At 44.4% G+C, this 26,361-nt stretch carries 18 protein-coding genes and 1 pseudogene; 8 read left to right on the top strand and 11 right to left on the bottom strand.

Features of this window, described 5'->3' with window-relative positions:
• Positions 1 to 42: 42 nt before the first annotated feature.
• From KHN78_RS13935 to KHN78_RS13910, 6 genes are all read right to left on the bottom strand, one after another.
• Entirely contained in the window at positions 43 to 429 is a 387-nt protein-coding gene (locus tag KHN78_RS13935; protein WP_128810797.1) for an ectoine synthase, read from the bottom strand.
• A 13-nt stretch (positions 430 to 442) separates the two neighbouring features.
• Complete coding sequence (gene ectB / locus KHN78_RS13930) at positions 443 to 1,708, bottom strand: diaminobutyrate--2-oxoglutarate transaminase (protein WP_211916489.1); 1,266 nt, start codon at positions 1,706 to 1,708, stop codon at positions 443 to 445.
• A gap of 36 nt (positions 1,709 to 1,744) precedes the next feature.
• Positions 1,745 to 2,278 carry a diaminobutyrate acetyltransferase gene (ectA, locus tag KHN78_RS13925; RefSeq protein WP_211916488.1) on the bottom strand — a complete coding sequence of 178 codons (534 nt, stop codon included), beginning with the start codon at positions 2,276 to 2,278 and terminating at the stop codon, positions 1,745 to 1,747.
• 326 nt (positions 2,279 to 2,604) lie between these two features.
• Positions 2,605 to 4,269, bottom strand: coding sequence for a BCCT family transporter (locus KHN78_RS13920; protein ID WP_211916487.1), 1,665 nt, complete (start codon positions 4,267 to 4,269; stop codon positions 2,605 to 2,607).
• Positions 4,270 to 4,460: 191 nt separating this feature from the next.
• Positions 4,461 to 5,207, bottom strand: a complete 747-nt coding sequence (locus tag KHN78_RS13915) for a 3'-5' exonuclease (RefSeq protein WP_211916486.1) — start codon at positions 5,205 to 5,207, stop codon at positions 4,461 to 4,463.
• A complete protein-coding gene (locus tag KHN78_RS13910) occupies positions 5,207 to 7,087 on the bottom strand; it encodes a DUF294 nucleotidyltransferase-like domain-containing protein (RefSeq protein WP_211916485.1) in 1,881 nt (626 codons plus the stop codon). Before KHN78_RS13910 ends, KHN78_RS13915 begins: the two co-directional genes overlap by 1 nt.
• Before the next feature lie 415 nt (positions 7,088 to 7,502).
• Between KHN78_RS13910 and proV the strand changes: the two genes are divergently transcribed.
• The 4 genes from proV (at position 7,503) to KHN78_RS13890 (ending at position 12,418) form a co-directional block, all read left to right on the top strand.
• Entirely contained in the window at positions 7,503 to 8,690 is a 1,188-nt protein-coding gene (proV, locus tag KHN78_RS13905; protein ID WP_211916484.1) for a glycine betaine/L-proline ABC transporter ATP-binding protein ProV, read from the top strand.
• Between the two features lie 4 nt (positions 8,691 to 8,694).
• Positions 8,695 to 9,789 (top strand): glycine betaine/L-proline ABC transporter permease ProW, encoded by a 1,095-nt coding sequence (proW, locus tag KHN78_RS13900; protein WP_211916483.1) that lies wholly within the window; start codon positions 8,695 to 8,697, stop codon positions 9,787 to 9,789.
• Positions 9,782 to 10,789 (top strand): glycine betaine/L-proline ABC transporter substrate-binding protein ProX, encoded by a 1,008-nt coding sequence (gene proX, locus KHN78_RS13895; protein WP_211916482.1) that lies wholly within the window; start codon positions 9,782 to 9,784, stop codon positions 10,787 to 10,789. Before proW ends, proX begins: the two co-directional genes overlap by 8 nt.
• Before the next feature lie 225 nt (positions 10,790 to 11,014).
• Entirely contained in the window at positions 11,015 to 12,418 is a 1,404-nt protein-coding gene (locus KHN78_RS13890; protein WP_211916481.1) for an MATE family efflux transporter, read from the top strand.
• A gap of 118 nt (positions 12,419 to 12,536) precedes the next feature.
• Here the strand turns inward: KHN78_RS13890 and KHN78_RS13885 are convergent, their stop codons facing one another.
• Entirely contained in the window at positions 12,537 to 13,016 is a 480-nt protein-coding gene (locus KHN78_RS13885; RefSeq protein ID WP_128812270.1) for a porin family protein, read from the bottom strand.
• A 212-nt stretch (positions 13,017 to 13,228) separates the two neighbouring features.
• Positions 13,229 to 17,214 (bottom strand): annotated as a pseudogene (gene hrpA / locus KHN78_RS13880) (ATP-dependent RNA helicase HrpA).
• 196 nt (positions 17,215 to 17,410) lie between these two features.
• Here hrpA and KHN78_RS13875 point away from each other — a divergent pair.
• On the top strand, positions 17,411 to 17,995 hold the full coding sequence (locus KHN78_RS13875; protein WP_211916480.1) for an FMN-dependent NADH-azoreductase: 585 nt from the start codon (positions 17,411 to 17,413) through the stop codon (positions 17,993 to 17,995).
• A gap of 66 nt (positions 17,996 to 18,061) precedes the next feature.
• On the opposite strand, the gene KHN78_RS13870 is transcribed toward KHN78_RS13875, so the two are convergent.
• Positions 18,062 to 19,375 (bottom strand): MipA/OmpV family protein, encoded by a 1,314-nt coding sequence (locus tag KHN78_RS13870; RefSeq protein ID WP_211916479.1) that lies wholly within the window; start codon positions 19,373 to 19,375, stop codon positions 18,062 to 18,064.
• Positions 19,376 to 19,636: 261 nt separating this feature from the next.
• Here KHN78_RS13870 and KHN78_RS13865 point away from each other — a divergent pair, with 261 nt between their 5' ends.
• From KHN78_RS13865 to KHN78_RS13855, 3 genes are all read left to right on the top strand, one after another.
• On the top strand, positions 19,637 to 19,987 hold the full coding sequence (locus KHN78_RS13865) for a hypothetical protein (RefSeq protein WP_128810784.1): 351 nt from the start codon (positions 19,637 to 19,639) through the stop codon (positions 19,985 to 19,987).
• A gap of 9 nt (positions 19,988 to 19,996) precedes the next feature.
• Positions 19,997 to 21,937, top strand: coding sequence for an alkaline phosphatase D family protein (locus KHN78_RS13860; RefSeq protein WP_211916478.1), 1,941 nt, complete (start codon positions 19,997 to 19,999; stop codon positions 21,935 to 21,937).
• Positions 21,938 to 22,115: 178 nt separating this feature from the next.
• Complete coding sequence (locus KHN78_RS13855; RefSeq protein WP_211916477.1) at positions 22,116 to 22,559, top strand: TerB family tellurite resistance protein; 444 nt, start codon at positions 22,116 to 22,118, stop codon at positions 22,557 to 22,559.
• 169 nt (positions 22,560 to 22,728) lie between these two features.
• Here KHN78_RS13855 and pheT read toward each other — a convergent pair whose 3' ends face one another.
• Both pheT and pheS read right to left on the bottom strand, forming a co-directional pair.
• Positions 22,729 to 25,134, bottom strand: coding sequence for a phenylalanine--tRNA ligase subunit beta (pheT, locus tag KHN78_RS13850; protein ID WP_211916476.1), 2,406 nt, complete (start codon positions 25,132 to 25,134; stop codon positions 22,729 to 22,731).
• 18 nt (positions 25,135 to 25,152) lie between these two features.
• Entirely contained in the window at positions 25,153 to 26,136 is a 984-nt protein-coding gene (gene pheS, locus KHN78_RS13845; RefSeq protein WP_128810780.1) for a phenylalanine--tRNA ligase subunit alpha, read from the bottom strand.
• Between the last annotated feature and the right edge of the window lie 225 nt (positions 26,137 to 26,361).

The raw sequence follows: 26,361 nt of genomic DNA, 5'->3' as shown, positions 1-26,361 counted from the left end.
AGAAATGGGGAAATGGGGTGAATTCACCCCAAATACACATGGTTAATCCACGAGAGGATAGACACCATTTTCATCGTGCACTTCCGTACCGGTAATCGGTGGATTAAATACGCATGCCATAACCATTTCTTTGTTTTTATAAGCGCGTAGATAATGCTCATCATGCTTATCAAGGATATAAAGCGTACCAGGCTTAATTGGGTAAGTCTTACCTCCAACAACCTCGATTTCACCCTCTCCACTCATACAGAAAACCGACTCTAAGTGGTTTTGATAGTGAATATGAGTTTCGGTGTCTTCGTAAATCGTCGTGATATGAAATGAGAAGCCCATATTGTCATCTTTCAGCAGCATACGAACGCTTTCCCAGTTATCTGAAACTACGCGTCTTTCGCTGTTGCGACACTCATCGAGTGTTCTAACGATCATAATTCTTTCCTTGTTACGATGCTTTCTTAAAGTGTTTTGCTGCAATGGCTTCCACTGCGTCTTCAAATATTGTTAGACCTTGATCCAGCTCAGCGTTGGTAATGGTCAACGGACAGAAAAACTTAACAACCTCATCATTCGGACCTGCCGTTTCAATAACCATGCCTTTTTCAAAACATGTTTTGGCGATATCACCCGATAACTGGCCGTTTTGACATTCGATTCCAATCATCATGCCGCGCCCTTTGCGCTGCACAAACATTTCTGGGAAACGAGAAACACAGCGTTGGATCACTCCATCAACTTTCTCTGAACAGCGTTTGATGTGTTGTTCAAAGTTGTCATTTGACCAATAGACTTCTAACGCTTTTGCTGCAGTAATAAATGCGTGATTATTCCCGCGAAACGTGCCGTTATGTTCACCAGGCTTCCATTGATCAAGTTCTGGTTTAAGCAGTACAACAGCCATTGGTAATCCATAACCACCAATGGATTTTGATAGCGTAACCATATCTGGCTTAATACCTGATGGTTCAAAACTGAAGAATGTACCCGTTCGGCCACAGCCAGCTTGAATGTCATCAACAATGAGGAGGATATCGTTGGAATGGCATATTTTTTCTAATCTCTGTAACCATACATTGGAAGCGACGTTTAGCCCCCCCTCTCCTTGCACAGTTTCAATTAAAACCGCCGCCGGTTTATCCATGCCCGCTGAGTTATCATTAAGCATGGTTTCAAACAGCGTTAAACCATCAATACCTGCATAGCCCTCAAATGGAATACGCGTAACGTTGTTAAGTGGTGAGCCCGCACCTTGTCTATGATGCTGATTACCTGTCGCGGCTAAGGCCCCAGCAGTGCAACCATGAAAGCCATTAGTAAACGCAACAATCGAACTTCTTGCTTTTACTTTTTTGGCCAGTTTTAATGCCGCTTCTACCGCGTTTGTTCCCGTTGGCCCGGTGAACTGTACTTTGTATTCCAAATTTCTTGGCTTAAGAATAAGGTCATCTAACGCTTCTAAGAATGAAGCTTTCGCCTCTGAATGCATATCAAGGCCATGAGTAATACCATCCATTTCGATGTATTCAAGTAATGCCTGTTTAAGCTCTGAATTATTGTGTCCGTAATTTAGAGATCCCGCTCCAGCGAGGAAGTCTAGGTAGCGCTCACCTTGCTCTGTTTCTAGCCAGCACCCTTTTGCTTTGCGAAAGATCACCGGAAAACTGTTGGAGTATGAACGAACGTTAGATTCCTGCTTTTTGAAAATATCCATGATGAGACCGTTTATTTAATTCCTAGTAAGTAAAGGTTATTTGAGGGGAATACGATAAAGGTATTCTGTATCGTGCTTGCCTTTGAAGTGCTCCATTTCGTCCAAGAAAGTCGTCACCTCACCAAAGTTGCCATGTTTCGCATCGATCTTCTTAAACAGTGCCCACGATGCCGCATTGTCTTCGGTAATTGTTGTTTCTATTGCGGAAATATTCTCTAGCCCATCTCGATTCAAAAGCGCTTCGAGCATAGTAAATGCAAGCCCTTTACCACGAACATGAGGAGCAACCGCCACTTGCCAAACAAATAGGACGCTAGGGTCTGATGGCTTTTGATAGCCAGAAATAAAGCCCGCTACTTTGCCTTTATGTTCGACCAAAATGCAGGTTTTAGAAAAATGGGTGGATTGGAGAAAGTTACAATAAGAAGAGTTCATGTCGAGCGGAGGGCAGTCCGCGATCAAGCTGTAAACTTCATCACCATCGGCCGCTCTAGGCTCGCGAAAAATCCATTTTTGACTTGGGTCCTGTCCAATTTCTGGATACATCACCCAAGGAGCTGATGTGATCATGTGTAGATACATATCCTTTCGTACTCTAATTAATTTCGAGCGTATTATGAGCATTTTTTGGTAGTAAAAATCAAACTCAAGCCCGCTTAAAGGCTAACTTTGTGATTTTGATCTCATGGTATTAAATTGAACATGAAATGTTATTTTGTTTGAGGTCTAATTTATTTATAGGGTGTCGAAAGATTTTTTGTTGTTAATGAACGAAAGGATGGCCTAAACCCTAAACAACACGGAGCTTTTTTCACAGAGTTTTGTTTTCGCAAAAAATACGCAAAAAAAACGGCATGCCAAAGCATGCCGTTTTATTATCTTTTGAGGTGAAGAGATTAAGCTTTCGCTTTCTTCGCCGATTTAGACGATGGACGAGGTTCATCCATCAAGCCTTTCACCAAAGATACCGTTGCAACAAGAAGAACGATAGTAAATGGTAGACCCGTTGTTACCGCCATTGCTTGAGCAGCCGCAAGACCACCACCTAGCATTAGCGCAATCGCAACTAAGCCCTCAAACGTACACCAGAATACACGTTGTGGTGTTGGTGCATCCACTTTACCACCAGCCGCAATCGTATCGATCACGAGAGAACCTGAGTCTGCTGAAGTGATGAAGAACACTACAACTAGGATGATACCAACGATAGAAGTGATTTCAGACAGCGGCATCACATCTAACATCGCAAACAGTTTAAGCGGCAGTTCAGCGTCGAATACCGCTTGGTAACCATCGTTCACGTATTGGCTAATTGCAGTACCACCGAACGCCGTCATCCAAAGAACACACACGGTAGATGGGATCAAAATAACACAAATGATAAATTCACGAACTGAGCGACCACGAGATACACGTGCAATGAACATACCTACGAATGGTGACCATGAGATCCACCACGCCCAGTAGAATGCAGTCCAACCTTGTGAGTAGTTTACATCTTCACGACCAAATGGCATGGACAGCGCCGGGATATTAGTTAGGTACGCTCCAATGTTCTCAAAGAAGCCTGTCATGATCGCCAATGTTGGACCAACGATGATCACAAACAATAGCAACAACGCAGCTAGACCCATGTTGATTTCAGATAAACGTTTAACACCACTATCCAAACCAGCAACCACAGAAATCAATGCAAGTGCTGTAATAACCACGATCAGTACAACCTGAGTGGTATTATTCACAGGAATATCAAACAAGAAGTTCAGACCTGTAGCAGCTTGAGATGCACCGTAGCCTAGAGACGTCGCGAGACCAAATACTGTAGCGATAACAGCCAAAATATCGATCACGTGACCAACCCAACCCCAAACGCGCTCACCGAAAAGTGGGTAGAAAATAGAACGCATCGTTAGAGGTAGGCCTTTGTTGAACGAGAAAATCGCCAAACCTAGAGCCAATAGTGCATAAATCGACCAAGGGTGAAGCGCCCAGTGGTAAATCGTTGCAGCCATACCTAGTGCAGAAGCGGCTTCTGTATTGCCTTGCGCAGCGCCTAGTGGAGCCCAGTCAGTACGAACACCACCCTCGACGTTCACGCCACCCAATGCTGCACTAAAGTGAGACATTGGCTCAGATACACCAAAGAAGACCAGACCGATACCCATACCAGCTGCGAACAACATCGCTAGCCAACCTGCATAGGTGTAATCAGGCGTTGCTTCTGTACCACCGATACGCACGCGACCTAGCGGCGTTACGATTAACAGCAAACACACAACGACAAAAATGTTACCTGCAGAAAGGAAGAACCAATCAAGGTTAGAGACAAGCCAGTTACGTAATCCAGAGAAGAACGGTTCAACTTGTTGTCTAAAAGCAAGTGTTAGCACTACGAACAGGATGATCGACATACCTGAAATTGCAAATACTCGGTTGTGAATGTCGAGGCCGAATGGGCCTACTTTTAACGCTACGTTATCCTGACCAATCTGATAGTCAGTATCAATAGCATTAACTTTACCGTCGGGGCGTTGAATGCCACCGTTGTTGTCAGTGCTCACGATTTATCTCCTTAAAATCTGTGACCAAATAAAAAATGTAGGACTGGGAGTGATGGCTTTCTTGCGTCACTTGTCGTATCGCTTGTAAACGATTCTTGCATCGTCTTTAGAATTATTGCTCTACGCTGCAATTTTAACGTTAAACACTCCGATAACGCATTTTATTTTGTTATCGGTACGACTAATAATTTTTATTGCCAAACTTTAGACAGCGGCATTTCGCGGCCAAAATGGTGCTGTAACTGGGCTTGAAATAGCTCCGCCGTTGCCAATGCATCCGTTAAAGCATGATGAGGCTGATAAGCAGGTAAACCATACCTCTCTCGAGCATGCCCCAAACGCACGGACCCCGGTTTCTTACCTTTTAGTCGGTTTATCCACCCCTCGCATTGACGCCTTTGAATTGCATACTCAATATCTAAGGTATCCACAACCGGGAATTGAATCCCCTCCCCTATTGTGTTTAATAACGCGTTATTGAAAAACTGGCGCTCAATATTCTTATAGTGGACCAAAACCACCTTTCCGCTCATCGCCTCTAAGATCGAGTCCAGTATCTCTTCTAACTGAGGGGCAGTACGTACTTCAGAATCGGTAATACCATGAATAACAACCGACTCTTCATTTAGCTCTCGGTTCGGGTTCACGATCCAATGACGTGATCCCAAACATTGAACTCTATCGATAGTAAAAGGCACAAGACCGATGGTTAGAATCGCATCTTCTTCTGCGTTCAAACCTGTAGTTTCAAAATCGATCGACACAAAAGGCACGTCTTTAAGCGGCGTATCACCATCTGCAATTGGCGTTGAGTAGTAACGCTTAAGTCGTTCGTCTTTCGCCTTGGCAGCCAATTGCTGAAACAACTTTGACCATTCAGGAGTCTGGCTTGTATTAAGTAACGGTGAATCACCGTGCTTACTTTTAGAAAACCACATTATTTGCTGCTTCTCTGGTAGCGGAACTTAATAAAATTCTGGGCGTTACTTAAAATCTGAAATGCCGCTTTCAAATTCCGGCGCTCAAACTCGGACATATGCTCAGGTTCAATATTGTTATCTGGATCTTCGCCATTTTCTATATCTAAAGCCTGATGACGAATACGCACCATGTAAATCAGTTCCATCGCGTCTTTCAAGTCCATCCCGCGCCCTTTCGGTAAAATTCCCGCATTGTTAATGTCATCCAGACGTTCAAATGAATTTTGCGAGCGAGAACCAATCGCTAAAGCATGGACGCGTATCAAATCTGCCATTGGCGCAGTACCACGGCGCTTCAAGTTGATGGAATTTCGATGACGGCCATCTTTCTCCATCACAAAATCTTTGAAAAAACCCAACGGCGGCGTCCGAAGAATGGCGTTGTAAGCCATACACGCTAAGAACCGGCTGTTCTTCTTAGCACGACGAGCAATAAATCCACTCAGTTGTTCGGCCCACTTCACTCGGCCATGCACGCCAAGCAAATCGAAAAAGATACTACTATTGAGCAATCGTTCTGGCGTTGGGTTATCGATCCAGTTAGCAAAACATTCTTCCCATTCGGCGCGTGTTTTACGCCATTCAGGATTGGTTGCCATGATATCGCCAGTACAATAGGTATAACCACATTCTGCTAGCCCATCGCAAACAAACTTAGCAAACTGCGCAAAGTACTCGCCATGTTTTTGTGGATCGTAACTGTTATCAAGAATAAGAGCATTGTCTTGGTCTGTAACGATGAGCTGCTCATCACGCGCCATCGAGCCCATTGCAACTAAACAATAAGGAATCGGAGCTGGACCAAACTCTTGCTCTGCAAGTTCAGCTAAACGCTGTTTAAAGCTAGAACCTATCACCGACATCGCTCGGCCAATCATGTGCGCGTTGGCATCTTCACTCACCATGCGAACAAAGCAATCTTTCACCTGTTTAGAAACAGCTTTAAGATCCTCCACCGTGTTTTGTTGAAAAATAGAGCTCACGAGCAACAAACTGTTTTGTGATTCATAACGAACAATATCCGTCATACTGATCACGCCAATTGGCTTGCGGTCCTTTAAAATTGGCAAATGATGAACGTTATACCGCAACATCGTAAGCATAGCTTCAAACACATATGCACTATAGTCGAGTGACACGACGTCATAGGTCATGACTTCGCTGACTTGAATGTTGGTCTCAATGCCTTGCGCTAAGACTCGAATACAGAGATCGCGGTCAGTCAAAATACCCAACAATTGATCATCATCTTCTTCCGTCAATTCTTCAACCGGTCGAACAATGAGTAAGGCTGTCACCCCCTCTTCGGCCATCAATATTGCCGCTTCTTGAATGGTTGCGGTCGCTTCTAAAGTGACGGGTTCTCGGCTTAATATTTTGCGCGCTTTAGCCGTGGTAAAATCGTTGCCATCTGAATGATTAGAAACGGCAGTGCGCAATCTTGCACTGTCTTCTAATTCCATGAAGTCAGCAAAATTCTCAAATTCGTCGCAAAGTTCAATGAAGATTTTTTCTGGTATGCAGTACACCAGAGTATCTTCTATTGCTTTTGCCGGCATCCGAACACGGTTGTTCATCAATAGGCCCATCTGGCCAAATACACCACCAGTATCAAAGCGGTTGTACAACTCACCTTTGCGTCGATAGATTTCTACCACACCGCTACGAATCATGTAGAGATCACGAATATCATCGCCTTTTTTAAGAATATCAGTTCCCGCTCGGTAATAAGCGACTTCCGCATTCAGTGCGATGTTTCTAAGTTGTTCTTCTGGTAGATCATCAAAAGGAGGGTGTTGGCTAATGAAGTTGAGAACTTCTAATTGCTCGGCTTCCATTCTTTATTCCATGTACTTCCTAAACTGTAGTGATAAATATCACCAAGATCGGAATCAAGCAATAAATAAATCTATACCCAGTAACAACTGATGCGATATTCAGCATAAAGTCTTTAACCCAACCAGTATGATGTCAATGCAAAATCACAATACCACACTAACTGAGCACTTAATTAATTAGATTACGAATAAATAAACCATCTCTAACAGCCATCACATTCGTGTCACCTCATTTAGTTTCAAAGTCAAGTCGACATATAGCTATCAACAAGATACCAAAAAAGTGGTCAGAAAATCGTTCATTACCACCCCGTATAAAACAGGATCAAATTGACTGTTTTATTGAAATTTTCACCACTTTTGCTTAGAGTACAAAACATTTGACGATAAACTATACACATTAAGGACAATTCAAATGGATCCCATACTGGAAGTTAAGGGACTGTATAAAGTGTTTGGTGACAATCCCGAACGAGCATTCTCATTGATAGAGAAAGGCATAGATAAAGATCAGATCTTTGAGCAAACTGGATTAACGGTCGGTGTTAATAATGTCTCGCTATCAATCAATGAGGGCGAAATTTTTGTCATCATGGGGCTGTCTGGTTCAGGAAAGTCTACGTTAGTTCGCCTACTTAACCGATTAATCGAACCCTCCAAGGGAAGCGTCTACCTTAAAGGCAATGACATCGCCCATATTTCCGACGATGAGTTAAGAGAAGTTCGCCGAAACGACATCTCAATGGTATTCCAAAACTTTGCTCTGATGCCTCACATGACCGTCGTTGAAAATGCCGCGTTTGGTCTCGAATTAGCGGGGGTTAACCTCAACGAGCGTAATAAAAGCGCCCTCGATGCACTTCAACGTGTTGGTCTAGAAGCAAACGCCGATTCTTATCCTGATGAATTGTCCGGTGGAATGAAGCAGCGTGTCGGTTTGGCTCGAGCGCTCGCTTGTGACCCAGATATCCTACTGATGGATGAAGCCTTTTCAGCACTCGATCCTCTTATTCGAACTGAAATGCAAGATGAGCTGATTCGTCTTCAAAACGATGATAAGCGAACCATCGTTTTTATTTCTCATGACTTAGACGAAGCAATGCGAATCGGTGACCGAATCGCAATTATGCAAAATGGTGATGTGGTTCAAGTAGGGACACCAGATGAAATACTCCATAACCCTGCCAACGATTATGTTGAAGCCTTTTTCCGCGGGGTGAATGTCGCCAGTGTGCTTACTGCAAGAGACATTGCTCGTAAAAAGCCGGCCGCAGTATTTAAAAAGTCTGAACACGATGGGCCTGGTTCAGCGATGCAGATTCTGATGGATCATGATCGAGATTATGGCATCGTCGTTGACCGTTCCAACCATTACTCCGGCATTGTTTCGATAGACTCATTACGCCTCGCTCACAAAGAAAACCGTTCCCTAGCCAGTGCACAACTTGAAGATGGCGTGACTTTACTGCCGCAACAATCCATCAACGAAATCCTCGGAACCGTTGCTAACGTTCCTTACGCCGTCCCTGTTGTGGATGAGCAAGGTGCCTACTTTGGTGTCGTGACGAAATCGCGTCTCTTACAAACGTTGGATAAGGAATAATTTGATGTCATCAGAAACAAGCAACAACGATCCATGGTCACAGACGACTCAAGAAACGGAAGCTCAAAGTAATCCGTGGGCACAAGATTCACCAACAACGGCAAATAATGACTGGCTCAACACAGAAACGGTAGATGAAAAAACATTTGATGTAATGAATCCATTTCAAGATGCCGTGTTACCGTTAGATACTTGGGTCGAGTCAGGGTTAGATTGGCTCGTTGAGCACGGAAGGCCCGTCTTTCAAGCAATTCGAGTTCCCATTGATTTTATTCTTTCCTCATTTGAAACCGCATTGGTTTCCACCCCAGCGCCTTTCATGCTTTTGATTCTATTTTTACTCGCATGGCAATTTTCTAATTTGCGTTTGGGCGTGGCGACGCTGCTTTCTCTTATTTTTATCGGATTAATCGGCGCATGGACACAAGCGATGACGACGCTGTCTCTGGTGCTCACTTCCGTTTTCTTTTGTCTGCTCATCGGTCTCCCTATGGGTATTTGGTTAGCACGCAGTCAAACCGCTGCAAAAATCGTGCGGCCAATACTCGATGCAATGCAAACGACCCCGGCGTTTGTGTATTTGGTTCCTATCGTCATGTTATTTGGTATCGGTAACGTGCCAGGTGTCGTCGTGACCATCATATTTGCTCTACCTCCAGTCGTTCGACTCACTATTCTTGGTATTCAACAAGTACCTGAAGAGCTTATTGAAGCCGGTCACTCGTTCGGCGCAAGCAAGAAACAGATGCTTTATCGAATCCAACTTCCTTTAGCTCTACCTACCATTATGGCTGGGGTAAACCAAACATTGATGCTTTCACTGTCAATGGTCGTGATTGCCTCCATGATTGCCGTTGGCGGTTTAGGTCAAATGGTATTAAGAGGAATTGGTCGATTGGATATGGGACTTGCCGCTGTCGGTGGTATCGGCATCGTCATTCTCGCGATTTTACTTGACCGCATTACCCAAGTTCTTGGCGTCAACGCCGGTAACACGAAAGTGCGTTGGTATCACATCGGCCCTATCTCTGGCCTATTACAACTGACAAGAAAGAAGAAACAACCTGACCTAAAATTAAGGAGAAATACAAATGACTAATTCATGGAAGAAAGCCCTAACGACAGGTGCTTTGACGACAATGACCTTTTCTATGAGCGCATTGGCAAATGATCTTCCAGGCAAAGGAGTTTCTGTTCAGCCAGTTCAATCCACCGTTGCAGAAGAAACTTTTCAAACTTTGATTGTTAACCGTGCCCTAGAAGCGCTAGGTTACGATGTAAAACCAACCAAAGAAGTCGATTACAACGTTGGCTACACTTCCATTGCAAAAGGCGACGCCACGTTTCTTGCAGTAGGTTGGTTTCCTCTTCATGCGGATAAATACACCATGTCTGGTGGTGACGAGAAATTCTATCGTCAAGGCCAATACGTCAGTGGGGCTGCGCAAGGTTATTTAATTGATAAAAAGACCGCAGAGAAATACAACATTACCAACATTGGCCAATTGACTGACCCTGAGTTAGCGAAATTGTTTGATGCGAATGGTGATGGTAAAGCAGATCTAACTGGCTGTAACCCAGGATGGGGCTGTGAAATGGTGATTGAGGAGCAGTTAAACGCTTACAAGCTTCGTGACACTGTCACCCACAACCAAGGTAACTACGCAGCAATCATCGCAGATACCATCTCACGTTATAAGAAAGGCGACCCGATTCTCTATTACACATGGACACCTTACTGGGTAAGTGGCGTATTAATTCCGGGTAAAGACGTGGTATGGCTAGAAGTGCCTTTCTCTGCGCTGCCAGGTGAGCGTAAAGATGTCGACACAGCATTAGCAAATGGCAAAAACTACGGGTTTGAAATGAACTCAATGCGTATTGTGGCAAACAAAGAATTTGCAGAAAAAAATCCATCTGCGGCGAAACTGTTTGAGATCGTAAAACTCGACATCAATGACGTGAGCGCTCAAAACATGATGATGAGCCAAGGGAAAAATAGTTCTGCAGACATCGAGTCTCATGTAAATGGTTGGATTAAAGCAAATCAAGGCCTCTTCGACTCTTGGGTAGCAGAAGCTAAAAAAGCGGCAATGTAATCAACACTGTACACTCGTTTGATATTTATAAGAGTCAATTGAATCAATCAATTGACTCTTTTTTATTCACCTCCACAACAAGCAAACGTTTCTTTGTGATCTCAATTACATATTGAATCGAACAACAAAAGTCCGTATATTTCGCTTGCCTACGGGGCACACCCTACAATGCACAACGCTATCCTGCTTTCATTGGTGCATTGATATTGGTGTTTACTTACATCCATGCAAAAAACTCCTTCCTCTTTTACTCGTTTTTTTAAAGAATCGGGCGCACTGCTGCATTTGTCGATCCCAATCATCCTAATGCAACTTGCTACCCAATCAATGGGCTTTGTAGATACGACAATGGCTGGCCAAGTCAGCGCTGCCGATCTTGCTGCGATTGCATTAGGCACCAGTTTATGGCTACCCGTTTCGCTATTGCTTCGTGGCATCATTATGGCCCTAACTCCGGTAGTGGCTTATCACCGCGGCGCAAAAAATTACGATAGTATCCGAATCTCGTTCATTCAAATGATGTGGCTCGCTGCTTTCGTTAGCACCATTTTGATTGTCTACCTGCTACTCGGTGAGGCAATCCTGTTAAGTTTAGGCGTCGCAAGCGAAATCATTCCCATTGCCAGTGATTATGTCGTCGCACTTGCTTTCGGTGTGCCGGGCATTGCTCTGTTCTACACCTTAAATGGCTTTTGTGAGGGGATGAATAACACCCGTGCACCTATGTTGATTTCTGTCGTCGGTCTATTAGTCAACATTCCTATTAATTACATTCTGATCTACGGCAAGTTTGGTATGCCAGCCCTTGGAGCTGTGGGCTGTGGTTGGGCGACGAGTTTGGTCTACTGGTTGATGTCAGCCCTGCTGTTTAGTTATATCAAGCGTCATCACCATTACAAATCGATTCTTCATTTCGCAGATTTGGCGCCTGTTTGGAAAGAAATTAAACAGCTGTTTAAACTCGGAATGCCTATTGGTTTAAATATCGCAGTTTGTGGCAGCATATTTGCTGTCATTGCACTTCTTATTGGCCGTATTGGCGCAGAAAACGTTGCTGCAGCACAAATCGCGCTCAATATTTCAAGTATGACTTATATGATCCCGATGAGCCTCTCTTTTGGTATTACCATTCGTGTCGGACATGCATTAGGTGAACAAAAGCTAGATTGCGCTTCTCATCGTAGTTTCGTGGGCGTAGTAACCGCAGCAGGGTTGTCTTTGGTCTCTGTCGCGTTTTTCCTACTCTTCCCAGATTGGATCATACGCTTGTACACCACCGACCCTATCGTGTCCGCAACAGCAGCGACACTTTTGATGTTCACCGCGGTTTACCAGTTCAGTGATGCACTGCAAACTTCTGCCAATGGTGCACTTCGCGGCTATAAAGACACAAAGATCCCAATGATTTTAGCGATCCTTGCGTACTGGGGCCTCGCCCTACCGCTGGGCATGCTGCTTGGTATTACCGATGAAATTGTCCCTGCAATGGGAGAGAAAGGCTTTTGGGTTGGTATTGTTACGGGTTTAACCGTTGCTGCAATTGCAATGCTGATCCGTCTTACATTGGTCGTCAAACGCACCAAACAGCCACTTGATGAAACGGATACCTTAACACTTGTAGCCAATTAAAACATCGAAAAATCGGCGTCTTAAACACACTGATAAAAAATAAACTAAAGCAAATCGTTAAACAAAAACACCGGCAAATGGCCGGTGTTTTATTTTCCTCATTATCACTGCTAGATGATTATAAGAAGTGTAGTGTTGCGTTTAGAGAGAACGTACCAATGTCGTCTTTGCCCGCAGTGTAGTTCATGTAGCTAGCACCCACAGACATTGGACCGAAAATGAAGTATTCCGCACCTACACCGTACATTAGATCGAAATCATCATCGTTTGCACCATTTTTTACTTTCTTATCCCACTGGTGGATACCACCTTTCGCGTATACGTGAAGTGGGCCAAAATCGATGCTTGGCTTAAGTGCTGCGTAGTAAGAAGTCAGCTTGGTCTCTTGGTTGTTTACCTTAAACTCACCATGCTGAACAACACCTGCTTCGATACCGATGATTGGCAGAATACCTGTACCTACATGTACAGAGTATGATGTATCTGTTTCACCTTTGTAGTCAGACTGACCTACAGAAGCACCACCATAAATCCATGAGTCCGCCATCGCTGCAGAAGAAGCACCAAGAAGTGCTACTGCCAATAGAGTTTTCTTCATCATCAACCTTTACTCTTTAATATCACCCACCGCTGTTTGATTCAGAGATGGGTACTACAAACATAAAGAAGGCGAACCATTGCCTCCTTTATGACTTAAAAACACTTATAGATGAGTGGTAGCAATTACCGTACCAGCTAAGGCCACAAGTGACCAAGCATTTGATAACCCCTCAAACCCTACAAAAAAACTGTCGCTATTGTACTGACCAACTAGCAAGCATCAATCGCATTTTTGATTCGTTTATCAGACACAGGATACGGTGTGCCTAATTGTTGAGCAAAGAAGCTAACCCGAAGCTCTTCAATCATCCAACGAATTTCTTTTACATTCTCCGGTATCACCATGCCTTTCGGTATCTTATTCAGTAGCTCTTTGTAATCGCTGGTTACCGATTCCACTTTCAACATGTGTAAGCGATCTTTATTTGGATCAATCGGTAGCTTCTCCATACGACGCTCAATCGCACGCATGTAACGCAGAATATCCGGTAGACGTTTCCAGCCACACTCTGTTGCAAAACCTTTAAAAATCAAACTCTCGATTTGCGCTTTGATATCAGACAACGCAAATGCCATCGTGAAATCAATACGACCTTTCAATTTCTTATTAATATTGAACGCCGTTGTCAAGATGGTTTCAACTTGCTGTGCGATCTCCACAACGGTATCGCCAAGTTCCGCTCGGACGTGCTCTTTCAACGCCTCAAACTTCTCCGGCTCCCACACCAAACCGCCCTGCTCTTCGATCAACTTGTCAACACCACATGCGATACAATCGTCAATCAGATCCAAGACTTTTCCGTAAGGGTTAAAGTACAGCCCGAGCTTTGATTTGTTCGGTAAATTGGTGTGCAAATATTTAATCGGTGATGGCACATTCAACAAAATCAAACGGCGCTGGCCCGCTTGCATTGCCGTCACTTGCTCGAATTCAGTCTCGTATAGTTTGATCTCAACACTGTCTTTGGTATCTACAATCGCAGGGTACGCTTTAACATCGTAACCGCCACGTTTTTGTTGATACACTTTCGGCAGTTCACCAAAACTCCACGTTCGCAAACCTTGCTGCTCAATATCATCATCCGCTACTTTTGAAAGCGTCTCCTGAACTTTTTCTTTCAAGCTTTCTTTTAATTCGTGGAGATTCTTATGCTCTTTTAACTTGCGATTTCTATGGTCAACCGCGCGGAATGTCACTTTCAAGTGTTCTGGAATTTGATCCACATTCCAATCTTCGCGCAAAACTTCCACGCCAGTCATGCGGCGCAGTTCTTTCTCTAACGAATCAAGAAGTGGCGCTTCCATCGGCGTTACACGAGCCAAAAACGCATCGGCGTAGTTTGGTGCAGGGACAAAGTTCTTACGAATTGTTTTCGGTAAAGACTTGATCAAACTGACCACCAGCTCATGACGCAAACCCGGTATTTGCCAGTCAAAGCCCGCTTGTTCAACTTGGTTTAGAATTGGCAGCGGTAGATGTACAGTCACACCATCGTTGTCATCACCTGGTTCAAATTGATAGCTTAACTTGAGCTTCAGGTTATTCTGATGCCAGAAGTTCGGGTAATCCAAATCTGTTACGTGACTCGCATCACCTTTGAACAGCATCTCTTTTTCAAAGTTGAGTAGCTCTTTGTTGTCTTTAGAGGCAATTTTCCACCATGTATCGAAGTGCTTACCAGAAACTACTTCCGTACCAACGCGCTGATCGTAAAAATCAAACAACTCATCATCATCAACCAAGATGTCGCGGCGACGTGATTTGTGCTCAAGCTCTTCCACTTCTTGCAACAGTTTTCGGTTTTGCTTGAAGAATGCATGTTTAGTTTCCCACTCTCCCTCCACCAGCGCACTTCGAATGAAGATCTCACGGCTCACTGCGGCATCAATGCTGCCATAGTTCACCAAACGTTTCGGCACGATTGGTACGCCATACAGCATCACTTTTTCATGCGCCATGACCGCAGCACGTTTCTTAGACCAATGCGGTTCACTGTAGCTGCGTTTAATTAAGTGCTTCGCCAGTGGTTCAATCCATTCAGGTTGAATTTTTGCAATGATGCGACCCCAAAGTTTTGAGGTTTCAACCAACTCAGCCGACATGATCCACTTAGGCTGTTTCTTAAATAGCCCCGATGCTGGAAAGATATGGAAACGAGCATTACGCGCGCCTTGGTACTCATTCTTCTCTTGGTCTTTCATACCGATATGGGACAATAAACCAACTAAGATTGAGCTATGTACACCATGGTATGATGCAGGTTCCGTGTTTAATTTAAATTCCATTTCACGCATAGACTGGTGAATTTGGAAGTACACATCTTGCCACTCACGCACACGCAAGTAGTTCAGGTAGTCTTGCTTACATTGCTTACGGAACTGGTTACCTGTTAATGCTTTTTGCTGCTTCTGAATGTAATCCCACAAGTTAACAAGCGTCATGAAATCCGATTCTTCATGGAAGAAGCGGCGGTGTTTATCGTCTGACGATTGCTGTTTGTCTGAAGGACGCTCACGCGGATCTTGAATGGATAGCGCCGCTGCAATGATCATCACTTCTTTCAACGCACCTTGCTTTGGCGCCTCCAGTACCATACGCGCTAAACGTGGGTCGATTGGCAGACGAGCAAGCTGACGACCAATGCTCGTTAGTCGTTTCTTAGGATCGCTGATTTCTGCGTTAATGGCACCAAGCTCTTCCAACAAACGCACACCGTCTTGGATATTGCGTTTATCAGGCGCCTCCACAAATGGGAACGCCTGAATGTCACCCAAGCCAAGGGCCGTCATCTGCAAGATAACCGATGCTAGGTTGGTACGCAGAATTTCTGGATCGGTAAACTCTGGACGTGACTCAAAATCATCTTCTGAGTACAAACGAATACAGATACCCTCTTCCACACGACCACAACGACCTTTACGCTGGTTCGCGCTTGCCTGAGAGATAGGTTCAATTGGAAGACGCTGAACTTTGGTTCGGTAGCTGTATCGGCTAATACGTGCCGTACCCGGATCAATAACGTACTTGATGCCAGGAACTGTCAACGACGTTTCCGCTACGTTGGTCGCCAATACGATTCGACGACCTGCGTGAGGTTGGAAAATCTTATTCTGCTCGCCCGCTGATAAACGCGCATAAAGCGGCACGATTTCTGTGCTTTTAAGATTACGTTTAGACAAGGCGTCTGCGGTATCACGGATTTCACGTTCACCGTTCATGAAGATCAGAATGTCACCTAAACCTTCATCACACAGTTCATCTACGGCTTCGAAAATGCCTTCAAGCTGATCACGATCGGTGTCGTCATCACCGCTTAGGGGGCGGTATCGGGTCTCAACTGGGTAAGTACGACCGGAGACTTCAATGATCGGTGCATTATTAAAATGCTTAGAGAATCGTTCAGGGTCGATGGTTGCTGACGTAATGATCACTTTCAAATCAGGGCGACGTGGCAGCAACTCTTTCAAGTAACCTAGGATAAAATCGATATTCAAGCTACGTTCATGCGCTTCATCGATGATGATGGTGTCATATTGATTTAAAAACGGTCATGTTGGATCTCTGCCAGCAAGATACCGTCTGTCATCAATTTGATTTGCGTATTTTCAGAGATCTGATCGTTAAATCGAACTTTATAGCCGACAAAGTCGCCTAACTTAGTTTCCATCTCTTCTGCGATACGGTTTGCAACCGAACGAGCGGCGAGTCGGCGCGGCTGAGTGTGGCCAATCAGACCAAACTTGCCACGTCCAAGTTCTGCACAAATTTTTGGTAATTGCGTCGTTTTACCTGAGCCTGTCTCACCAGCAACAATAACCACTTGGTGCGCTTCAATCGCTTTAGCAATATCGTCACGCTTTTGGCTAACTGGCAGGATTTCTGGATATTCAATCGTAGGTTGAAAACGGCTACGTTGCTCGACCACCATCATGGATTTAGCGATATCTAATGCGATTTCATCGAACACAGCATTACGCGCCGCGTCTTTCTTAATTTTGCTCGCACCTGAGATTCGCTTACTTAAACGAAAGCGATCACGCATCATACATTGACTTAATGCTTTGCGTAGTGACGCTGCGCTATTCACGTGAACTTGTGGAGCAGCGGTTTGAGTCGCTTGTGCCTTTGAAACACCAGTCTCTGGTGCCGCTGAGTTTTCAGCAGAGGTCTTTTTTGGGGGCTGTGACGAAGTCAAAGCGTTTCCTATTCTTTTCATTACATAAATCTGCGCAGATTGTATCACACAAGGGGTAAAACAGGATAACGGAAAGCCACTATCAATCTTATTCAAATATTTGGAACAACTTGAGCGAATCAGCAGGATTTTGAGCCACGATGTACCGCCTATAATACATCCCATAGCCGAAAGCACTTATTCAAGGAAATCCATTATGTCTCGCGTACTAGCTCTAAAATCAAGCATCCTAGGCGATTACTCTCAGTCAAACAAACTGGTTGAAAACTATATCAAAAATGTAGACCAAGCTAACCTTACTGTTCGTGACTTAGCTGCCCAACCACTACCAGTGTTGGATTTTGCCATTGCGACTGCATTACGCGCTACAGAAGATCTGTCTGAGCAACAGCAACAAGTCGTTGACCTTTCTAATACTTTGATTGAAGAGATCAAAACGGCAGACACTTTGATCATCGCCGCGCCAATGTACAACTTCACGATTCCAACTCAGCTTAAAAACTGGATTGATTTAATTGCTCGTGCAGGTGTGACTTTCAAATACACTGAAAACGGTGTGCAAGGACTAATTGAAGGTAAGAAAGCGATCGTCGTTACTACTCGTGGTGGTATCCATAAAGACTTACCAACGGATACTATGACGCCATACCTACGTACCGTGCTCGGTTTTATTGGCATTACTGACGTCGAATTTGTTTACGCAGAAGCATTAAATATGGGTGAAGATGCGGCAACAAAAGGTATGACTGAAGCGCAAAGTCAACTAGAGACAATGGCATAAGCACGATCAAAAAATAATCGACAAACGAAAAGGGATTGGTCGTACCAATCCCTTTCTGCTAACCCGCTAGAAATCATACTGCAAATAGATGGTGTTGTAGTTACTGCCACCTTTGATGCGACCAAATTGGGAAGCACTTTCAAAAATAGCACTACGATGATGTAAGGAGTAACCTACCCACATATTCTCCCAATCTTTCTGATTGAATAGATCGCCTACATTGACATCAAACGAGAAATCGAGATAGTTAAGTAAGTTACTTGCTGTGTATCCCTTTTCTTCCATCTCTGTTCCTTCAATGTAAGTGACGTTATCAATGTAAGACACCCCCTCAGCCACACCAAAGCGCCACTGGGTTGGCCAATTGAACGTGTAATACGCTTTGATCGCCACAACATATTCTGTACTCGATGATTGCACATCAGAAGACCAATGGTGAACAAGACCTGGCGTTAGATAAATATCAAGCGGGAAACTAAATATTTCATCGGTTAACGGATGACCATAGAATAACGACGTAAGTTGGTTATTGTACTCATCTTTTTCTGCGTTCAGTTTGAAGATATCACCGATATTAGATGGTGTAGCCCACCCATGTGCAACACGTAAATAAGGACGATTGCTCAGCTCTGATTTAGGCGCTTTAGACTTATCATTGAAGAAACCAAACCCGATAAACACTTCACTCTCATAACGATCTTCGACCACTTGGCTATCGTAAGCTGCACTATCCAAACGAGTAACACTTGCTTGCCCCAATAGATATAAGTTCGATACGACGTGGTAACGCGCTTTTACACCTAAGTTTGCATCAATGCCCGCACCAATGCTCTCACCCGTAACGTCCTTAAACGAGTAATAGGCGCTGTTAAAGTCCGCGTCTTTATAACGAACGGTGAAAGCGGGTTCTAGCTCCCAATCACCAAACTCATAGTTGGCCGCAAGACGATAGTTAGTATGAAATTGAAACTCGTCATCCGTCATTACTTCAAATTCAGCACGCCAATTATCATCAATGTTGTAACGAATTTGACCACCGAAATCTGCTCGGTCTCCCTCGAAAGCGTTTTGCACCGATTTAGGAATATCAAGAAACCTAAGCCGTGTAATAGCACTAATTCGCCAATTGGAATCGTCACTATTATGAATAAACACGCCCCCCTCTATCCCATCGATGTAAACATAATCATTTTCAAAAAACATCATCGGGACAAAAGTACTCACGGTTGAATCATCATCCGCGGTGTAAAACGGAATTGAAGCAGTTCGATACATCGCCGCAATTCCCCATTGTTGTTCAGAGACTGAAAACTCAGCAGCGACTGGCAAACTACATAGTATTCCCGCCGCAGCATAACTTGCCTTAGTGAAGTGTTTCATAACATTCCTGTTTCACGGTATAACTCAGTAACTTAGGTTTTCAATATAAGGGGTTCAATATAAATGGAAATTTAACCCGTCACCTTACTACTTTAACGCTCAACGCGTGAAAAAAACACGTAAGAGTTTGATTATTTTCATTCAAGTTGTTTATCCAATGTTCAACGTTGTGTTTTTTTCTTTATCAACACTATTGAGATTTAGATTTTTAGTGGATTCACCGATACAATAGGAAATCACTACTAGAAACCACTATTTATCGTGAAAGCATCTGAACTCATCTCCATTTTCAACACTCTGCCACAAGGGGCCGATCCCGATATCGTTATGGGTGATGAATGGCTACCCGAACGCTTAGTTGAAACTGAACTCGACGGGGAAATGCTCTTTTTACGCTTTGATAATGCACCTGAAGAGGGCCAAGGCGATGAAGAAGGTCGTGGTTTTGTAGAGCATGAAATTGAGCTCATTCGTACCCGCTTAAAACAAATCCTTGATGAAGATGCCGATAACACGTCAAAAACGGATGCTATGTTAGGCTTATTTCTTATGGGGCATGAACTTAGCAGCTCACAAGTTATCGAACTCCTTGAAGAAGACTCAAACGCATAAGGAACCACTTTGCCAACACCGCTATCGGCCAATGAGCCAAACCAACTACCTCTGATCATCGCAGGCCCAATTTTAAGAAAAGTGACCCCGGCAGAGGTCAACATTTGGTTAGTCACAACAAAACGTTTAGCTGGCGCTGTTGATATATTTGATGCACATTCCGATAGCGCACTTTATTCAGAAGCAATTTCACCACACCAGCAGCGTCAAGTAGGTAAAAATGCTTGGGTATGTATGCTGACACTGCAAGGTAACTACCCCTCAGGGCAAGCACTTCGCTACCAAATACATACCCAAGACGGTCCATTGACAACACTGATGCCGCACCTTGCTTATGAAAACGATACAAACGCCCAAAATGGTATTGAGTTTGTAATCAGTGAAAAGGCGGATTACCTGCTGCATGGGTCGTGCCGTAATCCGCATCATTTTAGTAAAGACAGCCTCGTTACAGCGGATGCAAAAGTAGCCAAACAAGAAGTGACGGATCGCCCTGACATGCTCCTAATGAGTGGTGACCAGATCTATGCCGATCACGTTGCTGGGCCAATGCTTGATGCGATAGAACAACTCATTCAGTTACTCGGTCTTCCAGATGAGACCTTTGATCAAGCGCCTATCAAAAATACTCAAGAGCTTTATCAACATCCTGATTGCTACTACGGTCGCGATCATATTTTGCCGCACTTTGTTGATGATGGAAGCTTGATAGCCAAGTTCTTCCCCCACAAAGGTGTACCCATTTTCAGCTCAAGAGAGAGTGAAAACCACTTAATTAGTTTTGCTGAATTTTTCGCAATGTATCTGCTGGTTTGGTCTCCAATACCTTGGACATTGATTAACCGCGATAGAATTCTCGACCTCGGCTTCTCTATTGGCGGGAAACAGTTAAGCCCGAAATGGCAACAGCACTGGCGTGATGAAAAAGTGCATATCGATGCATTTATATCTGGTCTAAACAACGTTCAGCGTCTACTGGCTCATATTCCGACTTATATGATCTTCGATGATCACGATATCACCGATGACTGGAATTTAACGGTCGGCTGGGAAAAAGCCGCAACAGAAAATGCGTTTTCACACCGCATCATCGGCAACGGATTGATCGCCTACTGGCTATGCCAAGGTTGGGGTAACGCGCCGGAGAAGTTTAATACTACGTTCATGAAGTATGCGCATCGTTACTTCGATGAGCTCACCGACGAAGCACAAAACCAATTTATTCAGTACCTATATCGCTTTGAAGAATGGCACTACACCGTACATACATCACCTAAAGTCGTCGTTCTCGATACTCGTACCCGTCGCTGGCGCTCAGAGTCACGCATGAATAAGCCATCAGGTTTGATGGATTGGGAGGCTTTAATTGAGTTTCAGCAAGAGTTGATGAATCAAGACAAAGTCATTATCGTTTCGGCCGCGCCGATGTTTGGAGTCAAGTTTATTGAGATGCTACAACGTGTCATGACCAGTTGCGGCCAACCCTTAGTCATTGATGCAGAAAACTGGATGGCGCACCCCGGCAGTGCAAATACTCTCATTAGCATATTTACGCATACGAAAACCCCGACCAACTTTGTGATTTTGTCTGGTGATGTTCACTACTCTTTTGCGTACGACATTAAGTTGCGTTACCGAAAAAACAGCCCGAATATCTACCAAATCACTTGCAGTGGATTTAAAAATCAGTTTCCAACTACCCTACTCAATTTTTGCGATGCAATGGACCGCCTACTCTATAGTCCGCGTTCACCATTAAACTGGTTCACGAAACGTAAGCGCCTTAAGATATTCAAACGTGCACCAAGTAACCACGACTTCTACCGCTTAGTAAACCAAAGTGCGATAGGTGAATTACGGCTAGAAGAAAATGGCAAACCAAGCCAAATTAGTATTCTCACTAGTGATGGAAACGAGGTTCACTTTCCACCTACTAAACTTGAAGAATAAGGCATAGGCATAACGATACCAGCTCTCGCAACACATTGAGCAAAGGAAGTTTGCCATCAAGAGTGAACAATCAAGAAGCCAAATTCGTATGCTTTTTTGAATAAGGGGTATGGAAAACTTGAGATATTCATAATCCGGCCCCATCTTTGATACATCACTTTTTAACATGGGGATCGTTATGTTTAATTCTCTCACTGCACTGTTTAAGCAGCTTATCGAGGGCTCTGACCTTAGTCATTCCAGTACTTTTTCCCCCAACTTGGCCATTGCCTGTCTGCTTTGTGAAGTCGCAGGGGCAGACCATGAGATCGATGAAAGAGAACAAGCAACCAAACGTTCGTTAATAATGCACCTGTTGTCTCTTAATGAAGAAGAGACTGAAACGCTGCTTCAACAAGCTCAGGTAAAATCTAACGAGTCTGCGTCGATTTACGACTTTACTTCCCAGCTCAGGGAACTTCCTCAAGAAACTCGCTACGATTTGATCAAGAGTATGTGGGATGTCGCGTATGCCGATGGAGAGCTCGATCCGCTAGAAGATGCTGTTATCCGTAAAACGGCAGAATTACTGTATGTTGATCACCGTGATTTTATCCGAGCAAAACTGCAATCTCAGCAATAATGACCATTAGTAGTCATTCTATTCTTTGTAAAGTCATTCATAGAAAATAACTGGGTTTTCTCATGAACTTGTTTTTCTAATGAACTCGCTTTCCACCATTCGCTTTCAATAAAAAACCCTGCCGTTCTGGCAGGGTTTTTATATTTAATCAAGTTTAGCGAGACGCTATTTAGTCACGTAGAGCTGCACCAAACTTCTCAGATACGTGAGCAACGATAGCGTCAACCGCACCAGCGATATCTGCATCTTCAAGCGTACGCTCAAGTGATTGTAGAGTCAGAGCGATTGCTAGGCTCTTCTTACCGTCTTCAACGCCTTTACCTACGTAAACGTCGAACAGTTTCGCATCTTTAAGGAACTCGCCACCTTGTTCTAGACAAGCGTTAACGATGTCACCAGATGCAACGGCTTCGTCCACAACAACCGCGATATCACGACGGTTTGAAGGGAACTTAGAAAGTGCTACCGCTTCTGGGATCACTTTACTGTTGATTGCAGACCATTCGATTTCGAATACGATAGTACGACCGTTTAGACCGAACTTACGCTCAAGCTCAGGGTGAACCGTACCAATCACACCAACTTGCTTACCATCAACGATGATTGCCGCTGATTGACCTGGGTGAAGAGCTGGATTCGCCGCTTTGTCTTCAGCAGATAGAGCTGCAAAAGAGTACGCTTTTTCGTTCGCAGATAGCTCTAGAATCGCTTCTAGATCGCCCTTAAGGTCGAAGAAATCAACAGTGTTAGTTTCGATATCCCAGTGCTCTTCACCGCGAGTACCTGCGATAACACCTGCTAGCATAGGCTCTTGGCGCATGCCGTTTTCTGCAGATTCACATGGGATGAAACGTAGGCCATATTCGAATAGACGAACACGTGGCTGTTGACGCTTCTGGTTGTGAACAACTGTATTCAGCAGACCTTGGATAAGACCAAGACGCATCGCTGACATATCCGCAGAAATTGGGAATGGCAGGATTAGCGGCTCAACACCTGGAACAACTAGCTTTTGTTGCTCTGGCTCAACGAAGCTGTATGTAATTGCTTCGTGGTAACCGCGGTCAACAAGAAGATCACGAACGCGTTTCAGTGGAAGATCCGCTTCAACGTGGTTGTGCATCTTAAGTGCTGCTACTGGGTGCTGGTTAGGGATGTTGTCGTAACCGTAGATACGCCCAACTTCTTCAATCAGGTCTTGCTCGATTGCGATATCGAAACGCCATGTTGGCGCTACTGCCACCCAACCTTCTTCTGAAACTTCAACAGTCAGACCTAGGCGCTCTAGGATCTCTACTACGTCTGCATCAGCGATGTGGTGACCTAGTAGGTTGTCTAGCTTAGTGCGACGTAGAGCAACTTTGTTTGGCTTAGGTAGGTCTACTTCAGACTCAACAGCCACAACAGGTGCAACTTCACCACCACAGATCTCAACAAGAAGCTGAGTTGCACGCTCCATTGCGCTCACTTGCAGTGCGTAATCCACACCACGCTCGAAACGCATTGAAGAGTCAGTGTGAAGGCCGTAGCTACGTGCGCGACCACGGATGTGATCAGGAGCAAAGAATGCACACTCTAGTAGAACGTCTTTAGTCTCAGTTGTTACACCAGACTCTTCACCACCAAAGATACCTGCGATTGCAAGTGCTTTATTGTGGTCTGCTACTACTAGTGTATCTGCGTTTAGTTCTGCTTCGCTGCCGTCAAGAAGTGTTAGCTTCTCACCTTGCTCAGCCATACGAACTACGATGCCACCTTCGATCTTCGCTAGATCGAACGCGTGCATTGGTTGACCTTGCTCTAGAAGAACGTAGTTAGTGATGTCTACTACAGGGTCGATAGAGCGAATACCACAACGACGCAGTTTCTCTTGCATCCATAGTGGTGTTTCAGCTTGAACGTTTACGTTCTTAACAACACGACCTAGGTAACGTGGACACGCAGCTGGGGCTTTCACTTCGATAGACACTTTGTCTTCGATTGAAGCGGCTACTGCTTCTACTGATGGCTCAGTCACGTCAGCGCGGTTTAGTACGCCAACTTCACGAGCTAGACCACGAATGCTGAAACAGTCAGCGCGGTTTGCTGTTAGGTCTACGTCTACCGTTACGTCATCTAGACCTAGGAATTCACGGAAATCGGTACCGATTACTGCGTCTTCTGCTAGTTCCATGATGCCGTCTGACTCAACGTCGATACCTAGTTCAGTGAATGAACAAAGCATGCCGTGAGATGGCTGGCCACGTAGTTTCGCTTTTTTGATTTTGAAATCGCCTGGAAGAACAGCACCAACGGTTGCTACTGCTACTTTCAGACCTTGGCGACAGTTGTGTGCGCCACAAACGATGTCTAGAAGCTCTTCTTCACCCACGTCAACTTTAGTTACGCGCAGTTTATCTGCATCTGGGTGTTGACCACATTCAACAACGTGACCAACTTTAACGCCGTTGAACGAACCTGCTACAGGTAGCACGTCATCAACTTCTAGACCCGCCATTGTAATTTGGTGAGTTAGTTCATCAGTGGTAATCGAAGGACTAACCCACTCACGAAGCCATGATTCGCTGAATTTCATAGTGATTTATCCCCTGGATTACTTGAACTGTTTTAGGAAACGAAGATCGTTCTCGAAGAACGCACGTAGGTCGTTTACGCCGTAACGAAGCATTGTTAGACGCTCAACACCCATACCGAATGCAAAACCAGAGTATTTTTCAGGGTCGATGCCTACGCTACGTAGTACGTTCGGGTGAACCATACCGCAGCCTAGTACTTCTAGCCATTTGCCGTTTTTGCCCATAACATCGACTTCAGCTGATGGTTCAGTGAATGGGAAGTAAGATGGACGGAAACGAACTTCAACTTCTTCTTCGAAGAAATTACATAGGAAATCGTGCAGAATGCCTTTTAGTTGAGCAAAGTTTACATTTTCATCAACTAGCATACCTTCCACTTGGTGGAACATTGGCGTGTGCGTTTGGTCGTAATCATTACGATATACACGGCCCGGTGCAATGAAACGGAATGGTGGTTTACCATTTTCCATTGTACGGATCTGTACACCAGACGTATGAGTACGAAGCATCAAATCAGGGTTGAAGAAGAAAGTATCATGGTCAGTACGCGCTGGGTGATCCGCAGCGATATTCAGAGCGTCAAAGTTGTGGAATGCATCTTCGATCTCTGGACCAGACTCTGTATTAAAGCCAAGTTCACCAAAGAACTTCTCAATACGCTCAACTGTACGAGTAACTGGGTGTAGGCCACCGTTCTCGATACGACGACCTGGTAGTGTCACGTCAATCGTTTCTGCTGCTAGCTTTGCTTCTAGCTCTGCACGTTGTAGCGCATCTTTACGAGCTGCGATAGCTTGCTGAACAACACCTTTCGCTTTGTTGATCTCTTGACCCGCTTCACGGCGCTCTTCTGGTGGTAGTTTACCTAGGCTTTGAAGTTGAGTAGTTAGCTCACCTTTCTTACCTAGATACTGAACACGCACTTCATCAAGTACGACTAGCGATTCTGCTGCTTCAATTGCTGCACTCGCGTTAGCAATGATCTCTTCTAGATGTTGCATCGTTTCCTCATCTACCTACTGGTAGTATCCATAAGGGAGTGATTGGTTTTTTGATAGCTGTACATAGTAGCCAAACCCGCCAACAAAGCCAAATTGAATTACAAAAAGAAGAGGTTATTGAATAAAAAGAACACAAAAACGTGAAAAAAGCAGCTTAAGCAACAAACCCGCAGGTTTCCCTTAAACGGCGTTGTTCATAAAGAAACCAATTCATTTATGAAAATA

It is taken from the genome of Vibrio sp. B1REV9, from assembly GCF_905175395.2.
Classification (GTDB): domain Bacteria; phylum Pseudomonadota; class Gammaproteobacteria; order Enterobacterales; family Vibrionaceae; genus Vibrio; species Vibrio alfacsensis.
The sequence above is the reverse complement of the archived record's forward strand: the minus strand, read 5'-3'. Positions and strand labels throughout refer to the sequence as shown.